General features: G+C 65.4%; 20 protein-coding genes. 9 read left to right on the forward strand and 11 right to left on the reverse strand.

Going from position 1 to position 25,516, the window contains the following annotated elements:
• Positions 1 to 290 precede the first annotated feature (290 nt).
• Positions 291 to 809 carry a GNAT family N-acetyltransferase gene (locus tag ACFPAH_RS09230; protein WP_379743976.1) on the reverse strand — a complete coding sequence of 173 codons (519 nt, stop codon included), beginning with the start codon at positions 807 to 809 and terminating at the stop codon, positions 291 to 293.
• Between the two features lie 88 nt (positions 810 to 897).
• A complete protein-coding gene (locus ACFPAH_RS09235; protein WP_379743978.1) occupies positions 898 to 2,157 on the reverse strand; it encodes a DUF2863 family protein in 1,260 nt (419 codons plus the stop codon).
• A 330-nt stretch (positions 2,158 to 2,487) separates the two neighbouring features.
• Between ACFPAH_RS09235 and ACFPAH_RS09240 the strand changes: the two genes are divergently transcribed.
• Positions 2,488 to 4,836 (forward strand): TonB-dependent receptor, encoded by a 2,349-nt coding sequence (locus ACFPAH_RS09240; RefSeq protein WP_379743980.1) that lies wholly within the window; start codon positions 2,488 to 2,490, stop codon positions 4,834 to 4,836.
• A gap of 76 nt (positions 4,837 to 4,912) precedes the next feature.
• Entirely contained in the window at positions 4,913 to 5,593 is a 681-nt protein-coding gene (locus ACFPAH_RS09245; protein ID WP_379743982.1) for a Fe2+-dependent dioxygenase, read from the forward strand.
• Between the two features lie 13 nt (positions 5,594 to 5,606).
• On the opposite strand, the gene ACFPAH_RS09250 is transcribed toward ACFPAH_RS09245, so the two are convergent.
• From ACFPAH_RS09250 to ACFPAH_RS09290, 9 genes are all read right to left on the reverse strand, one after another.
• A complete protein-coding gene (locus ACFPAH_RS09250; protein WP_379743984.1) occupies positions 5,607 to 6,113 on the reverse strand; it encodes a hypothetical protein in 507 nt (168 codons plus the stop codon).
• A 144-nt stretch (positions 6,114 to 6,257) separates the two neighbouring features.
• Entirely contained in the window at positions 6,258 to 8,687 is a 2,430-nt protein-coding gene (locus ACFPAH_RS09255) for a TonB-dependent receptor plug domain-containing protein (RefSeq protein WP_379743986.1), read from the reverse strand.
• A gap of 199 nt (positions 8,688 to 8,886) precedes the next feature.
• Positions 8,887 to 10,701 (reverse strand): FAD-dependent oxidoreductase, encoded by a 1,815-nt coding sequence (locus tag ACFPAH_RS09260; protein ID WP_379743988.1) that lies wholly within the window; start codon positions 10,699 to 10,701, stop codon positions 8,887 to 8,889.
• A gap of 118 nt (positions 10,702 to 10,819) precedes the next feature.
• Positions 10,820 to 11,521 carry a LytR/AlgR family response regulator transcription factor gene (locus tag ACFPAH_RS09265; protein WP_379743990.1) on the reverse strand — a complete coding sequence of 234 codons (702 nt, stop codon included), beginning with the start codon at positions 11,519 to 11,521 and terminating at the stop codon, positions 10,820 to 10,822.
• The gene (locus ACFPAH_RS09270; protein ID WP_379743992.1) at positions 11,509 to 12,585 is read right to left on the reverse strand and encodes a sensor histidine kinase; all 1,077 of its coding nucleotides are present in this window, start codon (positions 12,583 to 12,585) and stop codon (positions 11,509 to 11,511) included. Before ACFPAH_RS09270 ends, ACFPAH_RS09265 begins: the two co-directional genes overlap by 13 nt.
• A 312-nt stretch (positions 12,586 to 12,897) precedes the next feature.
• The gene (gene acnA / locus ACFPAH_RS09275) at positions 12,898 to 15,606 is read right to left on the reverse strand and encodes an aconitate hydratase AcnA (RefSeq protein ID WP_379743994.1); all 2,709 of its coding nucleotides are present in this window, start codon (positions 15,604 to 15,606) and stop codon (positions 12,898 to 12,900) included.
• Positions 15,607 to 15,708: 102 nt separating this feature from the next.
• Complete coding sequence (locus ACFPAH_RS09280) at positions 15,709 to 16,245, reverse strand: hypothetical protein (protein WP_379743996.1); 537 nt, start codon at positions 16,243 to 16,245, stop codon at positions 15,709 to 15,711.
• Positions 16,245 to 17,234 carry an HpcH/HpaI aldolase/citrate lyase family protein gene (locus ACFPAH_RS09285; RefSeq protein WP_379743998.1) on the reverse strand — a complete coding sequence of 330 codons (990 nt, stop codon included), beginning with the start codon at positions 17,232 to 17,234 and terminating at the stop codon, positions 16,245 to 16,247. The genes ACFPAH_RS09280 and ACFPAH_RS09285 overlap by 1 nt, the downstream gene beginning before the upstream one ends.
• A gap of 122 nt (positions 17,235 to 17,356) precedes the next feature.
• A complete protein-coding gene (locus ACFPAH_RS09290) occupies positions 17,357 to 18,346 on the reverse strand; it encodes a malate dehydrogenase (protein WP_379744000.1) in 990 nt (329 codons plus the stop codon).
• A 327-nt stretch (positions 18,347 to 18,673) separates the two neighbouring features.
• On the opposite strand from ACFPAH_RS09290, the gene ACFPAH_RS09295 reads away from it, so the two are divergent.
• The 7 genes from ACFPAH_RS09295 (at position 18,674) to gltA (ending at position 25,069) form a co-directional block, all read left to right on the forward strand.
• Positions 18,674 to 19,438 (forward strand): GntR family transcriptional regulator, encoded by a 765-nt coding sequence (locus tag ACFPAH_RS09295; RefSeq protein ID WP_379744002.1) that lies wholly within the window; start codon positions 18,674 to 18,676, stop codon positions 19,436 to 19,438.
• A gap of 285 nt (positions 19,439 to 19,723) precedes the next feature.
• Positions 19,724 to 20,149, forward strand: coding sequence for a succinate dehydrogenase, cytochrome b556 subunit (gene sdhC, locus ACFPAH_RS09300; protein WP_379744004.1), 426 nt, complete (start codon positions 19,724 to 19,726; stop codon positions 20,147 to 20,149).
• A gap of 2 nt (positions 20,150 to 20,151) precedes the next feature.
• Positions 20,152 to 20,520 (forward strand): succinate dehydrogenase, hydrophobic membrane anchor protein, encoded by a 369-nt coding sequence (gene sdhD, locus ACFPAH_RS09305; protein ID WP_379744006.1) that lies wholly within the window; start codon positions 20,152 to 20,154, stop codon positions 20,518 to 20,520.
• Between the two features lie 2 nt (positions 20,521 to 20,522).
• On the forward strand, positions 20,523 to 22,304 hold the full coding sequence (sdhA, locus tag ACFPAH_RS09310; RefSeq protein ID WP_379744008.1) for a succinate dehydrogenase flavoprotein subunit: 1,782 nt from the start codon (positions 20,523 to 20,525) through the stop codon (positions 22,302 to 22,304).
• Between the two features lie 65 nt (positions 22,305 to 22,369).
• Entirely contained in the window at positions 22,370 to 23,080 is a 711-nt protein-coding gene (locus tag ACFPAH_RS09315) for a succinate dehydrogenase iron-sulfur subunit (protein WP_379744010.1), read from the forward strand.
• Positions 23,081 to 23,421: 341 nt separating this feature from the next.
• Positions 23,422 to 23,700: a succinate dehydrogenase assembly factor 2 gene (locus ACFPAH_RS09320; protein ID WP_379744012.1), complete on the forward strand. Its 279-nt coding sequence runs from the start codon at positions 23,422 to 23,424 to the stop codon at positions 23,698 to 23,700.
• Between the two features lie 67 nt (positions 23,701 to 23,767).
• Entirely contained in the window at positions 23,768 to 25,069 is a 1,302-nt protein-coding gene (gene gltA / locus ACFPAH_RS09325; RefSeq protein WP_379744014.1) for a citrate synthase, read from the forward strand.
• Positions 25,070 to 25,516: the final 447 nt, after the last annotated feature.

Consider the following 25,516-nt stretch of genomic DNA (forward strand, 5'->3'; position numbering starts at 1 on the left):
CCTGGACAACTACCTGGGCTGGCGCTGGGCGCTCGACGGCCAGCGGATCGCCACCCCCGAGGCCTTGCTGCGCGCGGCGCTTGGGGTGTGAGAGCGACGCCCGGCGTGCGGCGCCCAGCAGTTTCCACACTTAACGCGAACAGCGCCATTTTTTATGGTGCGTTCAGGGGCCGAAAAGGCGGCGCGAGGATTTCGGGGCCGGTCGAACGCGTGGGCGGCGTTGCAGCCGCAGGTGTGCATGGGCCCGGGTGTCGCCGCACACCCTACCGGGGGCCGGCCGGGCACCGGCTTCAATCGAAAGCAGGGTCGTACGCTACGTCGCCCGAAGGCAGCGGTTTGCCGTCCAGCGCAAGCGCCAGGAAATATTCGCCCGGGGCACCGGGATAGCGCAGGGTGCTGCCGGTCTGGAAGCCGAAGCGCCCGTAATAGCCCGGTTCGCCGAACACCACGCAGCCTGCGGCGCCGCGATCGGCCAGCGCCGCGAGGCCGGCGTGCACCAGCGCGCTGCCGGCGCCCATGCCCTGGGAGCCCGGCAGTACCGCCAGCGGACCCAGTCCCATCCAGTCCAGTGCCTGACCATCGATCGTCACCGGCGAGAACGCTGCGTGGCCGACGATGGCGCCTTCCCGGGTCTCGGCAACGAGCGACAGCGCGAGCCGGCCGCCGGTGCGCAGCCGCCTGACGATCAGGTGCTCGGTTTGATTGCTGTGCGGGTGAAAGCTAAACGCGGCGCGCTGCACGCTGTCGATGTCGGCAACGTCGGAGGGCAGTTCGGGACGAACCAGGAAGTGAAGGGAAGGAGCGCTCATGGAGCCATTGTGCGCCCTTTGTCGGCGGGCGGGCAAGTGCGATGGCCCGCGGCCCGGACGGAGTCGTCCGGGCCGCTGCCGGGAAGGATCAGTGGAAGTGCTCGGTCCCCGCCGGCGCGTCTTCCGGCATCTCGGCATGCACCAGGTCGCCGGTCGGGTCGGCGAACAGGGGCGAGCCGCAATCGTCGCAATACTCGGCAACGTAGCGCTCGTTGATGCGCTTGATGTGGGAGATGCCGGCTTCGTTCAGGTGGGCGACGATTTCGTTGATCGGCGTGAGCGGCGCCGGCAGCAGGCTGTCCCCCATGCCTTCCATCGGCGTGCCTTCCTCGTCTTCCTGGCCGTACAGCGGCCAGACGATGCCATATACCACTTCGGCGCTCTGGCGCAGCGTGAAGCCGACGCGGTACTCGTCGATCTGGCCGTCGGTCGCTTCCTCGCCGAAGCCGGCGATGACGGCGCGCAGGTCGGAAGGCTCGACGTCGAGCGTGTTGGTCAGGTAATGGACGGCGGCGCGGATCGATACTGGGCGGATCAGCTTGTCGGCTTCGCGGCAGGCCACGTAATACGCTTCCGGCAGCAGCAGCTCGACGCCGCAGCCCGGCAGCAGGCGCGCGACGTTGGCCGTGCCCTGGTCGCGCCAGGCTTCGAGCGCGCCGGCGCGCACCGCCGAGAAATTGAGCTGGTGCTGGGGTTCCTGCCAGCGGAACAGCGGGGCGCCGGCGGGGGCCACCAGCGCGACCAGCAGGTAACGGGTGTCGGCCAGGAAGGGCGCCGTCTCCAGCATGCGCGTCGACGGCTTGATGGCGCTGCCCTTGTGCGCGGCCTGGGCCAGCTTGTGGGTCAGCGCATAGGTCTCGGCATGGGTGCGCGGCAACTGGTCGATCGCGTACAGCGTCGGCGCCATCGACATCTGCACGCCCTCGGCCAGCAGGTGCCCGGAGAAGTGCGCGCTGAGCGTGGTCAGCAGTTCCGGCGGGATGGTGCCGGAGCCGATCGAGAAACGGGTCCAGGCGAGGATCGGCGCGGCAACCAGCAAGGCCTGCCAGGCGACTTCGCCGCCGTCGTTGCCTTGCTCGACCATCGTCGACGACTCGCTGACGGCCTCGACACAGTCCATCAACACATCGTAGGCCGCCAGGTCGTCCTTGAACAGGGCGTTGAGTGCGGCGTCGATGCTGTCCTGGTGATTGGTCTTGAGCAGTTTCTGCAGCTGCGTATCGAGCTGGCGCTCCCAGGTCCGTTCTTCAACGCGGCTGGCAGCCTGCACGATGGCCTGGGCGATGCTGGAGAGGCGCTGGCTATCTGCGGAGAGTTTGTTCGATGGATCTTTGGAAGGACGACGCATGGCGCTGGGAGAGTCTCTTTGAAATAGGTGAGGATCGAAAAGGCAGATCGAGCTGCGAGGGTCATGATAAACCCTTATCCCCGGTATTGTAGTTGATTCGGCCACATGCCATGAACACAAGGCCGGAGGGGCGGCACATCCTCCTGCTCATCCATATGTGGCGCCGCAAGAACACTCTGGCGTGGCGCTTGCGCTGCCATCGTCGCGCGCGCTGAACAATACTTGCCAAAACGCTTAATACAAATCATAATGCGAATCGTTCTCATTTAAACATTTCGGCGCAAGCAAGAATAACAGCGGCCGGCAGCCAACCCCTTTCACCGAGAAGCCATGACCAAGACAGCAAACCCGGCAGTTCCCAGCGCCACTCCCTTCATCCGTAGCCGCAAGCATGCGTCCGACGCGGCCCGTCGCGTCAACGCGCCTTGCCTGACCGGTTCGGCGTTCGCCGTGCTGGCCACGCTGGCTTCGCCGCTGGCCCAGGCCGACGCCGGCAACAAGGACATCGACCCGGCCATTCCGGTCGTCGAAATCTCGGGCAGCGCGCGCCGCGACGTCCAGGCGCCGGTCGCATCGAGCTCGGACAAGTTCACCGCGCCCCTGCTGGACACGCCCAAGTCGGTTACCGTCATCGGCCGCGAAGTGCTGTCGCAAACCGCCGCCGTGTCCCTGACCGACGCGCTGCGCGCGGTGCCGGGCATCACCATCGGCGCGGGCGAGGGCGGCAACCCGGTCGGCGACAACCTGTTTATCCGCGGCTACAACGCCCAGACCGACACCTATGTCGACGGCATCCGCGACTCCGGCTCGCAGTCGCGCGAAATCTTCAACCTCGAGCAGGTCGAAGTCGTGAAAGGCCCGAACTCGGCCTACGGCGGGCGCTCCTCGGCCGGCGGCGGCATCAACCTGATCAGCAAGTCGGCCCAGGCGGACAACTTCAACAACGCCAGCGTCGGCTTCGGCACCGACAAGTACCGCCGCGTCACCGGCGACCTCAACCGCACGCTGGGCAACAATGCCGCCTTCCGCCTGAACGTGATGGCGCACGAAGCGAACACGGCCGGCCGCGATATCGTCGGTGGCGACCGCTGGGGCATCGCGCCGACGATCACCTTCGGCCTCACCGGTCCGACCAAGGCGATCCTCAGCTACTACCACATGACTTCAAACGAGATCCCGGACACCGGCATCCCGTTCAACAACCCCTTCGCCAGCGGCCCGAACGTGCCGCTCAACGGCGACGGCACCCCGGTCAAGGTCGATCGCAACACCTTCTACGGCCTGGTCAACCGCGACTTCCGCGACACCGAAACCGACATCGGCACCGTCGACCTGCGCCACGATTTCGGCAACAAGCTGGTGCTGCGCAACGTGACGCGCTACGGCAAGACGAAGAACGATTTCGTCTGGACCCAGCCCGACGACTCGAAAGGCAACGTGGCCCTGTACGGCACGGTCTGGCGCCGCGCGAACACCCGCGTGACCGACACCGAAACGGTTGCCAACGCCACCAGCCTGTCCGGCAAGCTGAGCACCGGCGGCATCAAGCACAGCTTCAACGCGGGCGTCGAATTCAGCCGCGAAGCGACCGAGCGCAGCACCTATTTGTTCGCGCCGGGTACCAACAACCCGCTGACCAATACCTTCACCTGCCCGACGTCGGGCCCGGCCACGCTGTATAACTGCGCACCGCTGCACAACCCGAATCCGTACGACCCGTGGGTCTATACGCGCAGCGTGTCGCCGGCCGCAACCAGCGTGAAGACCAACACCCGCGCCGTCTACGCCTTCGACACCATCGAATTCAATCCGCAGTGGATGCTGAACCTGGGCGCGCGCTGGGACGAATTCAAGACCGCCCTCGACACCAAGGCCGGCCCCACCACGGCCCCCGTCCGTGCCCGCGTCGACACCAGCTTCGACACCTACCAGGCCGGCCTGGTCTACAAGCCGGCCGCCAACGGCAGCATTTATGTTTCCTACGCTACCTCGGCCACGCCGCCGGGCAACGACGCAGGCGACGGTTTCGATGCCTTGAACGTCGCAGTGCAGAACCTGCAGCCGCAGGAAAGCAAGAACTTCGAGCTCGGCACCAAATGGGAAGTGATGCGCGGCCGCCTGTCGCTCAACGCAGCCCTGTTCCAGAGCACCATGGACAATGCCCGCGTCACCTCGCCGGACGGCAGCAGCCAGAACATCGGCCGCAAGGAACTCAAGGGCGTCGAACTGGGCTTCTCCGGCAAGCTCACCAATGCCTGGCAAGTGTTCGGCGGTTATACCTGGCTCGATGCGGTGGTCGAAGACAACGGCTTCGTCAACGTCGGCACCACGGCCGCGCCCGTGTACGCACCGTCGCCGTTCAACGGCAACGTGTTCCCGACCACGCCCGAGCACAGCGCTTCGCTGTGGACGTCCTACGCCTTCAACAAGGACTTCAGCGCCGGCATCGGCATGAACTATGTCGACCGCGTCTATGCCAACGTCAACAACACCAAGTATGCGCCGAGCTACACCCGCTTCGACGCGATGGCCAGCTACGCCCTGAACAAGAACGTATCGCTCCAGCTGAACGTCCAGAACATCGGCGACAAGCTGTATTACGACCGCGTGTCCTCGCCGCACTATGCCGGCGTCGGTCCCGGCCGTTCGGCGAGCCTGACCGCGAACTTCAAGTTCTAAGGACGCTGCAGAGATCTGCACGGCCCTCCCTGCCATACGCGGGGAGGGTTTTGCTTTTGGGGAAAGGATTACCATTATGATGCTGCACATCCCGGGCGTACTGAGCCAGGAACAGGTCGCGCAGATGCGCGCGCGGCTGGCCGCCAGCAACTGGATCGACGGGCGCGCGAGCGTCGGCACCCAGGGCGCCCAGGTCAAGCGCAACCGCCAGTTGCCCGAAGGCTCGCCGCTGGCCACCGAACTGGGCCAGACGATCAGCGCGGCGCTGATGGCCAATCCGCTGTTCTTTTCGAACGTGCTGCCGCTGCGCATCCTGGCGCCATACTTCAACAGCTATGGCGGCGGCGAACACTATGGCTTGCACGTGGACGGGGCGATCCGTTCGCAAGGCGCAAGCCTGCCGCCGATCCGCGCCGACGTGTCGACCACGGTATTCCTGAGCGAACCGGATGAGTACGAAGGCGGCGAGCTGGTGGTCGTCGACGCGTACGGCACGCACGAGGTGAAGCTGCCGGCGGGAGATGCCATCGTGTACCCGTCGGGCAGCGTGCACCAGGTGCTGCCGGTGACGAAGGGCGAGCGCATCGCGTCTTTCCTGTGGACCCAGAGCATGGTGCGCGACGACGGCAAGCGCGCGCTCCTGTTCGAGCTCGACACCAACATCCAGAAGCTGCGCGCGGCGCACGGGGAATCCGAGGTCAGCGTCGGCCTGACCGGGCATTACCACAACCTGCTGCGGATGTGGGCGGAAGTGTAGCGCGTGCGGTGGGCTAGCGGCGCGGCACCAGCAGCCGCGAATAGATGAAGCGCACACCGTAATAGAGCGCTGCGCCGCCGGCCGCGAATACGCCGGCCGCGATCGTCGGCAACACCGCGCCGAAGGTCCAGGTCATGCCGATCACGAAGCCGAGCACGCAGGCGGCGCGGTGGACCGGATAGAACAGGGCAATGACGAACACCGCCTGCGCCATGGTGCTGGTCGCCTCATGGCGGCCGGCCGTGAACAGCAGCGAGAGCACGGCGCCGAACACCAGGGCGCCCATGAAGGCGGCGGTGTCGCCGTGCGCCGCCCTTGGCGCGGCCCTGCGGCGGCGCTCGATGCGGCCGAGGAGACACCAGGCCAGCAGGGGCAGCGTGAGCAGGCCCCACCAGTTCGACACGACCGGCAGGGTCGGATCGGCCAGGAGATGGTGGGCCGGCACGCCGCCATGCAGGTGTTGCCAGCCCAGCAGCACGGCCATGACCACGGCGATCGCGAGGGTTGCTTTGGTACGCATCGAGCCTCCTGTAAATATGGCGCCTATTCTCCCGGTTATTGACGAATGTTCAAGAAAAATCGGGTATGCATGCGAGCGTATTCGCCCTGCATACAGTGCGCCGCAGGCAGGCGGAGCCGGGCAGTCCGCCCGGCTCGCTGCACATCAGAACGCGTAGTCCACCCGCGCATACATCGAGCGGCCGTTCACGCCGAACGGGCAGGTTTCCCAGCAGTGCGTGAAGCCGAGCTGGGGGAAGGGCGCCGCACGCACCGGATCCCAGCGCGTCGGGTAGGTGTCGAACACGTTGTTGACGCCGGCCGAGATACTGAGTGCCTTGCTGAACGCGTAGCGGCCGGTCAGGTCCACGATCCATTTCGCTTCCCAGGTCTGCACGAAGGGCGCCGTGAAGCCCTGGCCCTGCACCTCGCCGAAATAGTTGGCGCGGCCGGTCACGTTCCACGCGCCGAGGGTGTAGTCGGCCGCCACCACGTGGTGCTGGCGCGGCTGGCCGCGCTCGATCAGGGTCACCTGGGCGTCGTCGAACAGCTGGGCGCCGGAGAGTACCGGCGACTGCGAATGGCGGTCCTTGACCTTGGTCTGGTTGAAGCCGAGCTGGCCGGACAGCACCAGGGTCGAACCCGCGCCGCGCGTGGTGTGCTGGATGGCGAGGTCGAAGCCGTCGGTCTGGGTGTCGATCGCGTTGGTGAAGAATTGCGCCTGGCCCACGCGCAGCGGGTCGAGGATGGCGCGGATCGGACAGGCACTGGCCGCGACGCACGGTCCGGCTTCGGGCGCGATATTGCTCGAGAAGACGATGCGGTCATCGATGTCGGTGCGGTACAGGTCGGCCGTCACCGACAGGTTCTTCGCCGGACGCAGCACCAGGCCGATGCTGGCATTCTTCGAGGTTTCTTCCTTCAGCGGCGCGATGCCGAAGGCGCGCGTCACGGCGCTGTCTTCGCGCGCGGTGAGGGTTTCGGTCAGCACGCCGGCCGCGTTCAGGTTGGTCGACACCGAGCTGTAGAACTTCTGCTGCACGCCCGGCGCACGGAATCCGGTCGAGGCGCTGCCGCGCAGGCCGACGCGGGGCGAAGGATCGTAGCGCGCGCTCAGCTTGCCCGTGGTCGTGCTGCCGAAGTCGGAGTAGCGCTCGTGGCGCACGGCAGCGCCGACCGACACCTGCTCGCCGAATTTGCGCTCCAGGTCGAGGTAGACGGCGGTGTTGTGGCGGCCGTCGTCGACTTCGGTCGAGGGCGTGTAACCGGGGAAGCCCTGGATGCCCGAAGCGGCGATGCCGCCGGTGGCGTCACGGATCACGATCGCCGGATTGTTGGTGCGGCCGTACTGGTAGGAGACCGGGTCGCCGGCGACGATCTGGTAGGCGTCGCGCCGGTATTCGACGCCGGTGGCCACGTACAGCGGCGCGCCCGCGAACTCGACCGGGCCCTTGAAGTCGAGGTTGAAGGTGGTCTGGTTGAATTTCAGCGTGCCCGTGTCGGCTTCGCGCGGCGACTCGCGGCGGTTGTTTTCGTACCAGTAGCTGACGTTGATCGAATTGCGCTCGTGGAAGGCCAGTTCGCTGCGGCCATGGTTCACGCTGAGGTCGGCACTCCATGCGCCGCCGAGTTCATGGCGGTAGCCGACGGCCAGCGAGCTGTCCTTCACCGTGGTGAGGATGTTGGGCAGGAAACCGTTCGGATAGACCTCGGGCACGTTGCGGGCGTCGCCGGCCGAGCGGAAGAAGCCTGCGGCGTCGCCCTCGCGCTTGGAGGCGCCGCCGAAGGCGTAGAACTCGCCTTTGTCGCCCACCGGCACGGCCGAGTTCAGCCACAGGTACAGGTCTTTCGCATTGCTGTCGCCGATGCGCTGGGTGACGCGCGGCGGGTCCACGCGCAGGGTGTCGACGCCGGCGCGGTTGGTCTCGTCGCGCTTGCGTGCTTCCAGCGACAGGTTCAGGTAGCCGCCGCTTGCACCCAGCGCAAAGCCCTTGTGCAGGCTGCCGGAATAGGTATCGCCATCGCCTTCGCTGGTCGTGCCGACGTTCGCGCTGAGCTGGCCGAGGTCGGCGCCTTTCTTCAGGATGATGTTGATGACGCCGGCAATCGCGTCCGAGCCGTACTGGGCGGCCGCGCCGTCGCGCAGCACTTCGATGCTCTGGATGGCCGACAGTGGAATGGCGTTGATGTCGGTACCGGCCGAGCCGCGTCCGATGGTCTGCTGGACGTTCACCAGCGCCTGCTGGTGGCGCCGCTTGCCGTTGATGAGCACCAGCAGCTGGTCCGGACCGAGTCCGCGCAGCGTGGCCGGGCGGATGATGTCGGTGCCGTCGCTGATGAACGTGGTGCTGAAGTTGAACGAGGGGTCGAGGTCTTGCAGCACCTTGCCCAGTTCCTGCATCCCGGTTGATTGCATGTCCTTCAGGTTGACCAGGCCGACTGGCACGATCGTGTCGAGCGCACTCTTGGCTTGCGTACGCGAGCCCACCACCACGACCTGGGCCGGCCGCTCCTCCGTCTCCTGGGCCAGTGCCGGCGCGAATGCTCCCATGATCGCGCAAGCCAGCAATGTCCGTTCAAATTTATTCTTCTTCATTGTTCTTGTTCCTTGATGATTGTTACGCCGTCGGCAGCAGAATGTGTCTTTTGTAAAGACAGCTCATCATAAGGCTTTGTTATAGGGCGGCAAGTGTTAGTTATGCGTAATTGCAGATTTACCACGGTGGTTGCGCTGCGCTTGACGGCGGGCGGCCAGGTGGGTAGCGGCAGCCACGAATTGGCCGCGGCCAACGCCATCACGCTATCCGGACAAATCCGTCCGCGCTCCATCGTTCGCTGCCGACACCGTGATGCACGGTGAACAGCCCCTGCGGGTCGTAGCGCCGTTTTACCGCCGCCAGGCGCGCATGGTGGCTGCCCCAGTAGGCGTGCTGCCAGTCCCGTTGGAAGTAATTGCTTTCCGAGACGTAGGCACCGGCGCCCGGCGCCACCTTGAGCAACTGCGCCATGGCCCGCCCGACGGCGGCGGCGCGGGTGCGGGCGCGCGCCGCATCGGCCTGGACACCGGGCATGCCCGGAAAGGCGGGTGCGCCGGCGGCGCCGATGATCGCCAGCGCGAAGGCGTCGAGCACGCCGGGATTGGTGGCCGTGTTGCGGGACGCGGCCAGGGCCTGCGGCGGCGCTCCTGCCAGCCCCTTGTTGAAATGCAGCTCGACATCCCACTCCCCGGCGGCGGAAACCAGCGCATCGGCCAGGCGCGCCTGCTGGGCCGCCTCCAGCAGCTGCGCCGGCAGCCAGGCCGATTCGTAGCCGTGGATGGTCCAGCCGGCCTGTTCGCGGTCGCCGACCCAGACCACGTGATCCTTCGAGGCGCCGGGCCGCTCGTCGCGCGTCATGATGCCGGGCGCATGCTTGCCGAGGTAATCCGCATCCCAGAAATGGCGGGCGGGCAAGGAGAGGATGCTCGGGCCCTTGATCGTATATTCCTTGCGGGCGCCGACCCAGGCGAGGAAGGGGGCCCAGAGCGCTTGCGCCACGCTGCGCTCGAGCCCCTGGAACACCATCGCCAGCTCCAGGCGCCGTCCGCGCAGCGCCACTTTTTCGCCCCAGTGCGCGTTGAGCAGGTGCGCGCGGTAGAAGGCGAGGAAGGCCGCGACCAGGGCGCGGAAGGCCTCGTCGGAATCGGCATTGATCTCGCCGAAGACGCCGCCGAACACCGCGGGCAGCTCGTGGGTGCGCAGGGTCACGCGGGTGACGACGCCGAAGCTGCCGCCGCCTCCGCCCTTGAGCGCCCAGAACAGGTCGGGGTGGCGCCGCGCATTGACGACGCGCACGGCGCCGTCGGCGGTGACGACTTCGGCTTCGAGCAGGCTGGCGGCGGCGGTGCCGAAGCGTTTCGAAAAGCTGCCGAAACCGCCGCTCTGGACCAGTCCCGCGACCCCGACCGTGGTGCAGCCGCCGCCCTGCACATAACGCCCGCCGCGCGTGGTGACGGCGGCGTAGGCATCGCTCCACATGGCGCCGGCGCCGAGGCTGACGGCCGGCAGCGCATCGGCGCGCGCGCCGCCGGCGGGAACGAAGGCCTCGTGCAGCACGGCCCGGTTCATCGCGCGCGTCCAGACCAGCAGCGAGTCCGGCGCATTCGAGGTGCCGAGATAGCTGTGGCCGCCGCCCTTGACCACCAGGCGCAGGCGATGACGCCTGGCGAAGCGCACGGCGGCCGCGACATCGAGCGCATTCCTGGCACGCACGGCATAGGCGCTGGGCTGCGACAGCCAGGCGTCCTGCCAGCCGCTGGTCTGGGTGAGCGCAGGATGGTCGCCGAGGAAATAGGGGTTGGCGAGCTGTGCGCGCAGGTCCGCGCAGGCGGGCGACGCCGCGCTGGTTGCGCTCGCGGCGCAGGCGGCGAAGGGCGCTTCGATGCGCAGCAAAGCGCCGCCGGTGTCGCGCCGCAACTGTTCCCAGGCGCGCTCGGCGGGCCAGCCGGCGTCGCCGGGGCGTACCCGGGTATAAGGGCCCTGCTCAACACGGGCCGCGCCTGCCGGACCGGCGCCGCCCGTGTTGAGCAGGGCAGCTGCCACCGAGGCCTTGAGTAATTCCCTTCGTTGCATGCGATCGTCTCCTGTGCGATTCCCGCGGCTGGCGGGAGGTAGGGCGAGTCTGGGCAGCGGCGAACGCGGCGGCAAGCGCGAAGGGGCGAAACGGACGTGCCGCGGGGCGAACCGGAATCTACAGCGCCGACCGCACGGCGGCACGGTATTGGCGGCTGCAGGGCACGCGCGCGCCGCTGCGCAGCACCAGTTCGCAGTCGCCCTTGTCCAGCGGGACGATGCGCTCGACCGCCGCCAGCCGCACGGCCGCGCGCCGGTGGCAGCGCACGAATTCGGGGCCGAGCTGCGCCAGCAGGCCGGCCAGCGTCTGGCGCAGCAGGGGCGCGGCGCGCGCCGTGTGCAGGGCGACGTAATTGTCGGCGGTCTCGATCCAGTCGATGTCGGCCACCTGGACCACCCGCGTGGCGCCGCGTTCGGTCACCATCAACTGGCGCGGCGCCAAACCACCGGGCGCGGCGGCGCGTCCATCGAGGCGCTGGCGCAGCCGTGCCAGCGCGCGCCGCAGGCGCTCCTGGTCGAAGGGCTTCAACAGGTAATCGATGGCGTCGGCATCGAAAGCGCGCAGCGCATGTTCGTCGTGCGCGGTGACGAATACGACCAGCGGGGCCGGCGCCGGCAGCGCGGCGGCCAGGTCGATGCCCGACCGTTCCGGCATCTGGATGTCGAGCAGCAGGGCGTCGGGCCGGAAGCCAGCCATCATCAGCAATGCCGTGTCGGCATCGGCCGCTTCCTCGACCGCCTCGATGCCGGCCTCTTGTGCCAGCATGCGCCGCAGGCGCTCGCGCGCCGGGCGTTCGTCGTCGACGATCAGCAGGCGCATGGAATCCGCAACTCCGCACGCACGCCGGCAGCGCCAATCTGGTCAAGGGTCAATTGCGCCGCCTCGCCATAGAGGGCCGCCAGGCGCTGGCGCAGGTTCGACAGGCCGATGCCGGTGCCGGTGCCGCTGCCGGTATTGCCGATGGCGGCCAGCACGCCGGCATCGTCCTCCACGCGCAGCAGCAGGGCGCCCGGCACCCGCCTGGCGCTGACCCGGATGCGGGTCGGATCGCGGCGCCGTTCGACCGTGTGCTTGAACACGTTTTCCAGCAGCGGCTGCAGGCTGACCGCCGGCAGCATCAGGGGCAGGGCATCGTCGTCGACCTCCCAGTCGATGGCGACCCGGTCCGCGAAGCGCGCCGCCATCACCGCCGCGTAGCCGCGCGCCAGGCGCAGCTCCTCGTCCAGGGAGGCGTGCGCCCGCTCGCCCAGCGCCAGGGTCGCGCGCAGCACGCCGGCCAGGTCGATCAGGGTGGCCTCGGCCCGCACCGGATCGGTGTGCATCAGCGAGGAAATGGTGTTCAGGGCATTGAACAGGAAGTGGGGTTGCATCTGCTGGCCCAGCCGGGCGAGCTGGGCATCGCGCAGCAGGGTCTGGGCGCGCTCGGCGCGGCTGCGCATCGCAAGCAGTTCGCGGTAGGACAGCAGGCCGAAGGCGATCACGGTGAACAGGCCGATGAAGACGGTGAGCTTGATCGATTCGTAGACGAAGACCCCGGGCCAGGGCTCGTGCCGGTACTCGGCGCCGGCCAGCGCGTAGACGCCGTGGCGGATGGCGAACACCAGCGGCACGAAGCCGATCCAGAAAAACGGCAGCCAGCGCGCCTGCCAGGCGAACCAGCGCCAGGGCGATGCGATCAGGCCGTCGCCGCGGCGGTCGAGCCGGCGCTTGACCAGGAACAGGAAGGTGGCCACGACGGCCGAGGAGGTCTCCCACAGGATCGGCTGCCAGACTCCGCCCGGATCGCCGTCGCGCCGGAAGTCCTCGATGGCGACCAGGACCATGAGCGCCCAGAACAGGAGCCAGGCGAGGACGATGACGAGGGCGCTGCGGTGGAGGCGCATGGCGGGACCGGAAAAGGAGACGCCAGATAGTGCGGTATTGCAGCGTTCTTGTCAAAGCGGCCATGGGCCCGTCACGTGGGGTGGACGGCTCAACCGGGCAGGTGGCGCAGACGCGCCGCATGCGCCGTCCACGCGTTCAACGCACGGTTGAGGCGACGCGAGGTTGCCGGAGCTGGCTGAACGCGTGGGCGGCCTCCAGGCGGCGTGTACGCCACCGTCCGGGTATAGCCGTCCACCCTACAAAAAAAGGCCGGAACCCGCGAGGGTTCCGGCCTTTGTCATCTCAAGCCCACGCGAGGCGGGCCTGGGATATTACGCAGCCAGCAGCTGGCGCAGCACGAACGGCAGGATGCCGCCATGCTTGTAGTAGTCGACTTCGATCGGGGTGTCGATACGCAGCAACACTTGCACTTCCTGGGTGTCGCCGTTTTCGCGGTGGATCACCAGGGTGGCCAGTTGTTGCGGCTTGATCTCGCCTTCCAGGCCCTTCAGGTCGAAGGTTTCCTTGCCGGTGATGCCCAGGGTTTCGACGCTGTCGGTGCCGATGAACTGCAGCGGCAGCACGCCCATGCCGACCAGGTTCGAGCGGTGGATGCGCTCGTACGAGCGCACGACCACGGCCTTCACGCCCAGCAGCTGGGTGCCCTTGGCGGCCCAGTCGCGCGAGGAGCCGGTGCCGTACTCTTCGCCGCCGAACACCATGGTCGGGGTGCCTTCGGCCACGTACTTCATCGCCGCGTCGTAGATCGACATCTGTTCGCCGGTCGGCTGGTGGATCGTGATGCCGCCTTCGACTGCGGAACCGTCGGCCTTGGCCGGGATCATCTTGTTCTTGATACGCACGTTGGCAAAGGTGCCGCGCATCATGATCTCGTGGTTGCCGCGGCGCGAGCCGTAGGAGTTGAAGTCGGCCTTGAGCACGCCGTGATCCTTCAGCCACTTGCCCGCTGGACCGTCTTCCTTGATGGAGCCGGCTGGCGAGATGTGGTCGGTCGTGATCGAGTCGCCGAACACGCCCAGCGCACGGGCGCCGGTGATGCCGGTGGCGGCTGCTTTCGGGGTCATCTCGAAGTCGGCGAAGAACGGCGGCTCGGCGATGTAGGTCGATTCAGGCCAGTTGTAGACCTGGCCTTCGGTCGACGACACGCGCTCCCACAGTTCGCCCGGGTTGCCCTTGACGTCCGCGTAGTTCTTCTTGAACACTTCCGAGTTCATCGCGAACTTCATCAGCGCGCCCACTTCCTGGCTCGATGGCCAGATGTCGCCCAGGTAGACGTCGACACCGTTGGTGTCCTTGCCGACCGGCTCGCTCATCAGGTCCTTCGTCATGTTGCCGGCGATCGCGTAAGCGACGACGAGCGGTGGCGAGGCCAGGAAGTTCGAACGGATGTTCGGGTGGATACGTGCTTCGAAGTTGCGGTTGCCCGACAGGACGGCCGACGCGACGATGTCGTTCTGGACGATCGCGGCGTTCAGTTCCGGGGTCAGGTCGCCGGCGTTGCCGATGCAGGTGGTGCAACCGTAGGCGGTCACGCCGAAGCCCAGCTTTTCCAGGTAAGGCAGCAGGCCGGCGGCGGTCAGGTACTCGGTGACGACGCGCGAGCCGGGGGCCAGCGAGGACTTGATGTGCGGGGCGACGGTCAGGCCGCGCTCGACGGCCTTCTTGGCCAGCAGGCCGGCGGCCAGCAGCACGCTCGGGTTCGAGGTGTTGGTGCACGAGGTGATGGCGGCGATCAGGACGTCGCCGTTCTTCACGCGCACGCCGTTGGTCGTCTCGTAGACCTTGTGCAGGTCTTCAGGCGCCTTGTTGAAGCCGTTCGCGGTGGTGGGCATGCTGAACAGTTCGGTGAAGTTGTTCTTCACGTTGCCCAGTTCGATACGGTCTTGCGGACGCTTCGGGCCAGCCAGCGAAGGCGTGACGGTCGACAGGTTCAGTTCGACGACGCGGGTGTAGTCGATGTCGCCGGCCTTTGGAATGCCATACAGGCCCTGGGCCTGGAAGTAATTCTGGAAGGCGGTGATTTCTTCTTCGGTACGGCCGGTGCCGCGGAAGTAGTCGACGGTTGCGTCGTCGACCGGGAAGAAGCCCATCGTCGCGCCGTATTCCGGTGCCATGTTGGCGATGGTCGCGCGGTCGGTGGTCGACAGCGAGGCGGTGCCTTCGCCGAAGAACTCGACGAACTTGCCGACGACTTTCTCTTTACGCAGCAGTTCGGTGATGGTCAGCACCAGGTCGGTCGCGGTGCAGCCTTCGCGCAGCGCGCCGGTCAGGTTCACGCCGATCACGTCCGGGGTCAGGAAATAGACCGGCTGGCCCAGCATGCCGGCTTCGGCTTCGATGCCGCCCACGCCCCAGCCGACGACGCCGACGCCGTTGATCATGGTGGTGTGCGAGTCGGTGCCGACCAGGGTGTCGGGGTAGAAGGTATCGCCGTTCTTCATGACGCCGCGTGCCAGGTACTCGAGGTTGACCTGGTGGACGATGCCGAAGCCCGGAGGCACGACGCCGAAGGTGTCGAAGGCCTGCATGCCCCACTTCATGAACTGGTAGCGCTCGTTATTGCGCTGGAATTCCAGTTTCATGTTCAGGTCGAGCGCGCCCGGCTCGCGGAAGTGGTCGATGGTGACCGAGTGGTCGACGACCAGGTCGACCGGCACCAGCGGCTCGATCTTCTTCGGGTCGGCGCCGGTCTTGGCGGCGACGTTGCGCATCGCGGCCAGGTCGGCCAGCAACGGCACACCGGTGAAGTCCTGCAGCACGACGCGGGCAACGACGAAAGGAATCTCGTCGGTGCGCTCGGCGGTCGCGCTCCAGTTCGCCAGTTGGCGGACGTGTTCCTCGGTGACCTTCTTGCCGTCGCAGTTACGCAGCACGGACTCGAGGACGATACGGATCGACACCGGCAGGCGCGACAGGTTCACGCCCAGGCTTTCGCCCAGCGCCGGCAGCGAATAGAACTGGCCGGACTGGCCCGCTGCAAGCGGGAAGTCCTTCAGCGTGTTCAGGGTGTTGCGAGACATAAGCTCTCCTTCAGTGGGGTTTCTTGTTATTGCATCAATACGGTGCTTCGATACGTGTATCGGGCAACGGGTGCCGGCGCCCAGTCAGTTCTGCACTGAGCGTCAGACTTTCTTTTCGTCAGGCGCGGCCACCATCAGCGGCTTCGCCTGTTCTGCATCCTTGCATTCGTTGGCCAGCTGGCGGTTCAGCTTCGAGTCGAGCAGGATGCCCTTCGACGGGATGCCGATCCAGACCAGACCATAGTTCACGTTTTCGAAGCGCAGCGCACCGGTGGTCGTGCCGACGCGGTCGAGGCGGTGCAGCCGCTTCTTCCAGCGCAGCGCGATGTGCGAGTCGTCGGTTTCGTTGCGGTAGATCGTGATCTTGTTATTCAGTTCGCACGCGTATTCGGTCACCTTGCTGTCGGTGATGTCCGGTTCCGGTTCGTCGATGGCGGCGGCGACGGCGGCGCCGGCGGCAACGGCAGCCGCCGCGGCGGCCTTCTTTTTCGAGCCGGGCTTGGCTTTCTGTGCCTTGAGCACGGCAGCGGCCTTCGGGTGATTCTTTTCGGTAGCGGCAGATGCCGGTGCGGCGCAAAGGCCGAGGGCCGCGAACGCGAAAGCGCCGGCGGCGAACAGGGTTTGTGGGGAGGTGGCCATTAGTGGAGTTCCGTTTGGTTGACGATTGCCGCCGCGGATTCGGGCAGCGCCAGGCCGGCCAGCTTCGCGCGCTGCAAAACGGTCCAATAATATCGGTAGCTGGCGCGGTCGTGCAAGCGCCCATGCTGAGCGATCGGTCCCCAGTTGGCCGCCATCGCTTCCTGCAGGATGTTGGTGGCCTCGTTCACCTCCGACAGCCGGGGCGTAAACGCCTTGACGATCGGTTTGATCTGGTCAGGGTGGATGCTCCACATGCGCGTAAAACCGAACTCGGCGCCGGCGCGTTGTGCATCGTTCGCAACAGTCGCGCTGTCTTTGATTTCGGTCGTCACATTATGCGAGGCCACCTTGCCGTGCGCATGACATGCCGCAACCATCTCCAGCTTGGCGCGGACAACTAATGGATGGGAAAACTGTCCCGGGGTGCGCATCGCTGCCCCCGGAATCGCACCGTAATGCGCGGAAACGAAATCCATGATGCCGAACGACAGGCATTCGACCTGGGGCAGGGCGGCGATCTCCCAGGCGTCGCGCAACGCGCCGTGGGTTTCGATCAGCACGTGCACGGGCAGGGCGGCGCGGCCGTTCGGCAGCGCCACGCGGTTGATGATCTCCAGGGCGCGGCGCACGTCCTCGATGCCGTTCGGCTTGGGCAGCACGACATAGGCCAGTTTGGTGGCGGCGGCGCCGACGATGGACACGACGTCCTGCACGAAGTGCGGGCTGTCGAGGTCGTGCAGGCGCACGCCGATGCGGCCGAAGCGGTTGTCCTCGCTGGTGACGAGGGAGGCGACGAGCTGGGCGTGCGCCGCTTCGCTGCCGGCGGCGGCGCCGTCCTCGCAGTCGAAGGTGATGTCGAACAGGGGCCCAAGCTCTTGTTGCAGGGCCATCGACTTGCGCATCAGCTTCTCCGAGCCACAATAGTGATCGCAGGCGGGAAGCAGGAGCGGCTGGCGTTTGCCCTGGAATAAAACCTCGGAAGGATGCATGTCAGTTCAGTGAAAACACGTAGTCAGTAGAAGCGGGCAGAAGCGAAAAAGCCGTGCCGCACGAGGCGGCACGGCTAGTCTGGCAGGCGGTCGGCTTGGCCGTTCCCCCTGCCGCAAAGACGTTACGCCAGCAGGTGGGCCACGCCTTCACGCTCTTCGGTCAGTTCCTTGAGCGTGAGGTTGATGCGCTCTTGCGAGAAGGCGTCGATCTCCAGGCCCTGGACGATGGTGTACTCGCCGTTCTGGGTGGTGACCGGGAAGCCGAACATCACGCCTTCCGGGATGCCGTACGAACCGTCCGACGGGATGCCCATCGTGGTCCACTTGCCGTTGGTGCCCAGCACCCAGTCGCGCACGTGGTCGATTGCCGCGTTGGCAGCCGATGCCGCCGACGATGCACCGCGCGCGTCGATGATGGCGGCGCCGCGCTTGCCGACGGTCGGCAGGAAGGTGTCGCGGTTCCAGGCGTCGTCGTTGATCAGGTCCTTGACCGACTGGCCGTCGATGGTGGCGAAACGGTAGTCCGCGTACATCGTCGGCGAGTGGTTGCCCCAGACGGCCATCTTCTCGATCGAGCCGACTGGCTTGCCCAGCTTGGCGGCCACTTGCGACAGGGCGCGGTTGTGGTCCAGGCGCAGCATGGCGGTGAAGTTCTTGGCAGGCAGGTTCGGTGCCGACTTCATGGCGATGTAGGCGTTGGTGTTGGCAGGGTTGCCGACCACCAGCACCTTGACGTCGCGCGAAGCGACGGCGTCGAGCGCCTTGCCCTGCACGGTGAAGATCTGGGCGTTCGCTTCGAGCAGGTCCTTGCGTTCCATGCCAGGGCCGCGTGGACGGGCGCCGACCAGCAGGGCGACGTCGGCATCCTTGAATGCGGTCATCGGGTCCGAGTGGGCGGTCATTCCGGCCAGCAGCGGGAATGCGCAGTCGTCGATTTCCATCATGACGCCCTTGAGCGCCTTCTGTGCCTTTTCGTTGTCGATCTCGAGCAGCTGCAGGATGACCGGCTGGTCCTTGCCCAGCATGTCGCCGTTGGCGATGCGGAACAGCAGCGAGTAGCCGATCTGGCCGGCAGCGCCGGTAACGGCAACGCGCATTGGGGTTTTAGCCATGATGAATCTCCAAAAGTGGGAATGAAAACGGTCGAAGCCGAGGATACGCCTGTTTAGGAAAACTGCAATGATACCAAAGCGGGCGGGTGTCCAATTGGGGCATCCGGTTCTCCGCCGGGGCTGCGGCGCCGCTGCGCCAGCGAAGTTGCAGGTGCGGCGCGCGGCAGGAAGCAGGGCCGGCAGCAGGAGAAGCGATGCCCGGTTCGACCGCGAGTGTAGACCTCGGCTGTTCTACCTGTCAATTGATATCATATGTCTTATATAAGACACATGTGTTGCTGGTCGTACACTGGACGGAGGGCCGCTTTTGTGGTGAAATCGTGGTCTATGAATTCCGTCCCGACCAACCCGTCCGGCGAGGGCGCAGGCAATGCCTCGCCATCGTTCCGGCCCCTGTACCAGCAGATCAAGGCACTCATCACGCACAGCCTGCAGTCGGGCGAGTGGAAGCCGGGCGAATTGATGCCGAGCGAAGTCGAGCTGGCGGCGCGCTTCAAGGTCAGCCAGGGCACGGTACGCAAGGCCATCGACGAGCTGGCGGCCGAGAACCTGGTCGTGCGGCGGCAGGGGAAGGGCACTTTTGTTGCCACCCACCACGAAGAGCGGGCCCACTTCCGTTTCCTGCGCCTGATGCCCGACGAGGGCGTTCCCCATCATCCCGACAACCGCATCGTCGAAGTCAAGCGCATCCGTGCGCCGGCCGAGGTGGTGCGCCTGCTCGACCTGAAGTCGGGCGACGCCGTCGTCTACATCCGGCGCGTGCAGTCGTTCGACGGGGCGCCGACGATCCTGGAAGAGCTGTGGCTGCCGGGGCAGATCTTCAAGGGGCTCACGGCTGAACGCCTGGTCGAGTACAAGGGTCCAATGTATGGCCTGTTCGAATCCGAATTCGGCACCCGCATGATCCGCGCGAGCGAGAAGATCCGGGCGGTCGCGGCCGATGCGGTGGCGGCGCAGTACCTGGAGGTTCCGGAAGGCACGCCCTTGCTATGCGCGGACCGCGTCTCGTTCACGTACGGCGACCGGCCGGTGGAGTTGCGGCGCGGGCTGTACCTGACGGCGCAGCATCACTACCAGAACGACTTGTCGTAGGGTGGGCTCCGCCCACGCATAAACGGTGATCATTGTTGGCCGGGGGCGGCGGTGGACCTGAAACGGTCCGGATGCCGCAAGCGTGGACGGAGTCCACCCTGCAAAGGCACGGCCTCAGCGCGATGTTTGTTATGCGTTTAAAATATGTTGTTTGTCGGAAAGCGCCGAACAAAACCCTGTTCCGCGTTTGTCCCGCCAATATTCCGTTACCGGATCTTGGTGGGGTCCGCAAAATCGGCGAAAATTAAGGGTTAATCACATTTTGTCTGTTAAGGGAGGTGTTGTATGTCCGAAGCCGTGAGAGAGGCCACAAAAAAAGGACGGCCGGAGTTCCGTAATATTCACATTACGGATATCACTACGAAGTACCGGATGCCGCCGTCGGCGATCGTCTCGATCCTGCACCGCGTCAGCGGTGCGGCATTGTTCCTGATGTTGCCGTTCCTGCTCTACCTGCTGCAGCAGAGTCTGCTGTCCGAGTACTCGTACCTCCACTTTGCAGGCATCGTGGACAACGTCTTCACCAAGATCATCCTGCTGGGCCTGATCTGGGCGTACGCGCACCACTTCACCGCCGGCGTGCGCCACCTGTTCATGGACAACCACATGGCCCTGGACAAGGACGCGGCCCAGAAGACCGCGCGCTGGGTCCTCGTCATCAGCCTGGTCCTGACCGCGATCTGCGGTCTGAAACTGTTCGGAGTATTCTAATCATGGCAAGCAAGAATAACATCGGCCAGCGCCGCCTCGTCGTCGGCGCCCACTACGGCGTCAAGGACTGGCTGGCGCAGCGCGTCACCGCGATCGTGATGGTGGTCTACACCCTCATCCTGCTGGGCACCTTCCTGACTGCACAGAATTTCACCTATGAAGGCTGGGCGTCGCTGTTCTCGCGCCAGTGGTTCAAACTCTTCTCCCTGGTCACCTTCCTCGGCCTCTACTACCACGTGTGGGTCGGTATTCGTGACATCTGGATGGACTATGTCAAAAATGCCGGCGTCAAGCTGGCCTTGCAGTTTGCTACGGTGCTCTGGCTGCTCGCCTGCGCCGCCTGGACTGTGCAAATTCTCTGGAGTGTGTAATCGTGGCAGCAATTAAAACTGCAATTCCTTCCCGCCGCTTCGATGCGGTCATCGTCGGCGCCGGTGGTTCCGGCATGCGCGCTTCGCTGCAACTGGCTGAAGCCGGCCTGAACGTCGCCGTGCTGTCGAAAGTCTTCCCGACCCGCTCGCACACCGTTGCGGCGCAGGGCGGTATCGGTGCTTCGCTGGGCAACATGAGCGAAGACGACTGGTACTGGCACATGTTCGACACCGTCAAGGGCGGCGACTACCTGGGCGACCAGGATGCGATCGAATTCATGTGCCGCGAAGCACCAAAAGTCGTCTACGAACTCGAACACTTCGGCATGCCGTTCGACCGTAACCCGGACGGCACCATCTACCAGCGCCCGTTCGGCGGCCACACCGCCAACTTCGGCGAGAAGCCGGTCCAGCGCGCCTGCGCCGCGGCCGACCGTACCGGCCACGCGCTGCTCCATACGCTGTACCAGCGTAACGTCCGCGCCCGTACCCACTTCTTCGTCGAGTGGATGGCCCTGGACCTGGTGCGCGATGCCGACGGCGACGTCGTCGGCGTGGTGGCCCTGGAAATGGAAACCGGCGACGTGATGATCCTGGAAGCGAAGACCACCATCTTCGCCACCGGCGGCGCAGGCCGCATCTTCGCCGCGTCGACCAACGCCTTCATCAACACCGGCGACGGCATGGGCATGGCGGCACGCGCCGGCCTGCCGCTGCAGGATATGGAGTTCTGGCAATTCCACCCGACCGGCGTGTCCGGCGCGGGCGTCCTGATCACGGAAGGTGTGCGTGGCGAGGGCGGCATCCTGATCAACTCGAACGGCGAGCGCTTCATGGAGCGTTACGCGCCGACCCTGAAAGACCTGGCGCCGCGCGACTTCGTTTCGCGCTCGATGGACCAGGAAATCAAGGAAGGCCGCGGCTGCGGTCCGAACAAGGACCACGTCCTGCTCGACCTGCGCCACATCGGCGCCGATACCATCAAGAAGCGCCTGCCTTCGATCCTGGAAATCGGCCACAAGTTCGCCAACGTCGACGCGACCAAGGAACCGATTCCTGTCGTCCCGACCATCCACTACCAGATGGGCGGCATCCCGACCAACATCCACGGCCAGGTGGTCACACCTGATCTCGTGAATGGCGGCCAGAAAGTAGTCAATGGCCTGTACGCAATCGGCGAGTGCGCCTGCGTCTCGGTCCACGGCGCCAACCGCCTCGGCACCAACTCGCTGCTCGACCTGCTGGTCTTCGGCCGCGCCGCCGGCAACCACGTGGTCGCCTCGAACCTGAAGCAGAAGGCCAACAAGGCCCTGCCGAAGGACGCCGCCGACTTCGCGCTGGACCGCCTGAACCGCCTCGAGACCTCGGCCGGCTCGGAAAAAGTGCAGGGCGTCGCCAACGACATCCGCGCCACGATGCAGAAGTACTGCGGCGTGTTCCGTACCGACGAGCTGCTGACCCAGGGCGTGAAGGAAATCATGGTCCTCGACGAGCGCCGCAAGCACGTCTCGTTCAAGGACAAGTCGCAGGTGTTCAACATGGCCCGCGTCGAAGCGCTGGAACTGGACAACCTGATCGAGACCGCGAAAGCGACCATCGTCTCGGCCCAGGCGCGCAAGGAATCGCGCGGCGCCCACGCCCACAGCGACTACGAGCAGCGCGACGACGCGAACTGGATGAAGCACACCCTGTTCTATTCGGAAGGCAACCGCCTCGAGTACAAGGAAGTGGTGCAGAAGCCGCTGACGGTCGACACCTTCAAGCCGAAGGCACGTACTTTCTAAACAAATTTTTGTGGCCGGAAAGGGGGAGTCACCCCTGGTCCCGGCCGTGACAAGATAGGTAAAACATGGCACGCACAGTCCACCTGAAGATCTACCGCTACGATCCGGACAAGGATACGAAGCCTTACATGCAAGACATCACCGTCGAGCTGAAAGACACCGACAAGATGCTGCTCGACGCCCTGCAGCGCATCAAGTCGGACGTCGACGATTCGCTGTCGCTGCGCCGCTCGTGCCGCGAAGGCGTCTGCGGTTCGGACGCAATGAACATCAACGGCAAGAACGGCCTCGCCTGCACCACCAACCTGAACGAGCTGACCCAGCCGATCGTGCTGCGTCCGCTGCCGGGCCTGCCGGTGGTGCGCGACCTGATCGTCGACATGACCCAGTTCTTCAAGCAATACCACTCGGTCAAGCCGTTCCTGATCAACGATTCGATCAGGCCGGAAAAAGAGCGCCTGCAGACCCCGGAAGAGCGCGAAGAGCTCGACGGCCTGTACGAGTGCATCCTGTGCGCCTGCTGCTCGACCTCGTGCCCGTCGTTCTGGTGGAACCCGGACAAGTTCGTCGGCCCGGCCGGCCTGCTGCAGGCCTACCGCTTCATCGCCGACTCGCGCGACGAAGCCACCAACGAGCGCCTGGACAACCTGGAAGACCCGTACCGCCTGTTCCGCTGCCACTCGATCATGAACTGCACGGACGTCTGCCCGAAGGGTTTGAACCCGAACAAGGCAATCGGCAAGATCAAGGAATTGCTGGTCCGCCGGGCGATCTAAGCTGGTGGTTTTGTCGGCCGGCGCCGCATGGCCGGCCGTGAAACAGCGTGGGCTCGAGAGCCTTTCGTGGTCCGGCCCACCCTACGAACACCCCGTACGCATCAGGTTTGGTAGGGTGGGGCCATTGAAGCCACCGGCTTCAATGACCCCACGCCGCATAGCGCAAGCAACCAGGCAACAACAGCAACACCCCGGACACTGCATCACGTCCATCACGCAGGCGCAAAATCGGCTATCCTCCCCCGAATTGCGCCTAAAGTATTGCCATAAATACAGTAGAAGTACGGTACTGCCGATTCTCGGCAGCCGGAGTATAGTGTTGACCGACAACGGACTCTAGAGTGATCAAGCATCAACCCTCGCATCAATCCGATCCCGCCAACCGTGCGCGCCTGCGGTGGCGTGCACGCAGGGGCTTGCTGGAAAATGACCTGATCCTGACGCGCTTCCTCGATGCGCATGAAGAAGGCCTGAGCGATGAAGAAGTCGATGCCCTGACGCGCCTGCTGGACCTGGCGGACAATCCGCTGATGGACCTGCTGCTGGGCCGCACCGAACCCGAGGGCGAGGTCGACCTGCCGCACGTGCGCGCCTTGCTGGCGCGCCTGCGCCAGGCCTGAGGCCCGCCAAGGCGACACACCGTTTTCATTTTATGTTTTGTAGATCCACTCCCAAGAAGGAAGTGCCATGAATATCTCTGATACCAAAGCCACCCTGTCGTTCTCCGACGGCAGCCCATCGGTTGACATGCCGATTTACAAGGGCACGATCGGCCCGGACGTCATCGACATCCGCAAGCTGTACGGCCAGACCGGCAAGTTCACCTACGACCCGGGCTTCATGTCGACGGCGGCGTGCAACTCGAGCATCACCTATATCGACGGCGACAAGGGCGAGCTGCTGTACCGCGGCTACCCGATCGAGCAGCTGGCAGTGAACTGCGACTTCCTGGAAACCTGCTACCTGCTGCTGAACGGCGAACTGCCGAACGCCGAGCAGAAGGAAAAGTTCAGCGACACCGTGACCAAGCACACGATGATCCACGAGCAGATGAATTTCTTCTTCCGTGGCTTCCGTCGCGACGCGCACCCGATGTCGGTGCTGGTCGGCACCGTCGGCGCGCTGGCGTCGTTCTACCACGACTCGCTCGACATCAACGACGCCAAGCAGCGCGAGATCTCGGCGATCCGCCTGATCGCCAAGCTGCCGACCCTGGTCGCGATGACCTACAAGTACTCGGTCGGCCAGCCGTTCATGTACCCGCGTAACGACCTGTCGTACAGCGCCAACTTCATGCACATGATGTTCGCCAACCCGTGCGAAGAGTACAAGGTCAACGACGTGCTGGTGCGCGCCCTGGACCGCATCCTGATCCTGCACGCCGACCACGAGCAGAACGCATCGACCTCGACCGTCCGCCTGGCCGGCTCGTCGGGCGCGAACCCGTTCGCCTGTATCGCCGCCGGTATCGCCTGCCTGTGGGGCCCTGCCCACGGCGGCGCCAACGAAGCTGCGCTCACCATGCTGAAGGAAATCGGCTCGGTCGAGAACATCCCTGCCTTCATCGAGAAGGTCAAGGACAAGAACTCGGGCGTCAAGCTGATGGGCTTCGGTCACCGCGTCTACAAGAACTTCGACCCGCGCGCCAAGCTGATGCGCGAAACCTGCCACGAAGTGCTGGAAGAGCTGGGCCTGCAGGACGACCCGCTGTTCAAGCTGGCCATGGAACTCGAGCGCATCGCCCTGGAAGACGAATACTTCGTCTCGCGCAAGCTGTATCCGAACGTCGACTTCTACTCGGGCATCGTGCAGTCCGCCCTGGGCATCCCGGTCTCGCTGTTCACCGGCATCTTCGCGATGGCCCGTACCATCGGCTGGATCGCCCAGTGGAACGAAATGATCGCCGACCCGGAGCAGAAGATCGGCCGCCCACGCCAGCTGTTCATCGGCTCGCCATCGCGCGACGTGCCGCCGCTCGACAAGCGTTAATCACGCCTCGGGATCGACAGGAAAGCGGGCCGCGGCCCGCTTTTTTCTTGTGCGATGCACCGGCAGCGCGTCCCTCGCAGGGCGGAGTCCCGACTCCGCGCGACAAGCCGCGCAGACGTATCGTTCGCGCACACCTGCGACGGCACGGAGTCAGCAGCGCCACGCCGCCGGCGGCGCCCGCAATCGATGCCAATGTGTTATTTTTAGTACGGCCGACCCCAGCCAGCCGCCAGCCACCTTGTGGTAAGTGTTACCATGTCCCTGTGGCGGTGCTGCGTGTCCCTGTGCCGCAGAGTAAGCCCGCCCTGGAAAGCCGAGCAACAACCATGAACCCGTCAAGCTATTGCCAGCATTGCGGTTCGCCCCTGAACGAGGGAGGCCTGGTTGCGCCCGGCTTCCTGTCTCACGCCAGCACGCCGCCTGCGCGCGCCGTGCGCCTGCGCGCGC

Source organism: Massilia sp. GCM10023247, from assembly GCF_042653325.1.
Lineage (GTDB): Bacteria > Pseudomonadota > Gammaproteobacteria > Burkholderiales > Burkholderiaceae_D > Telluria.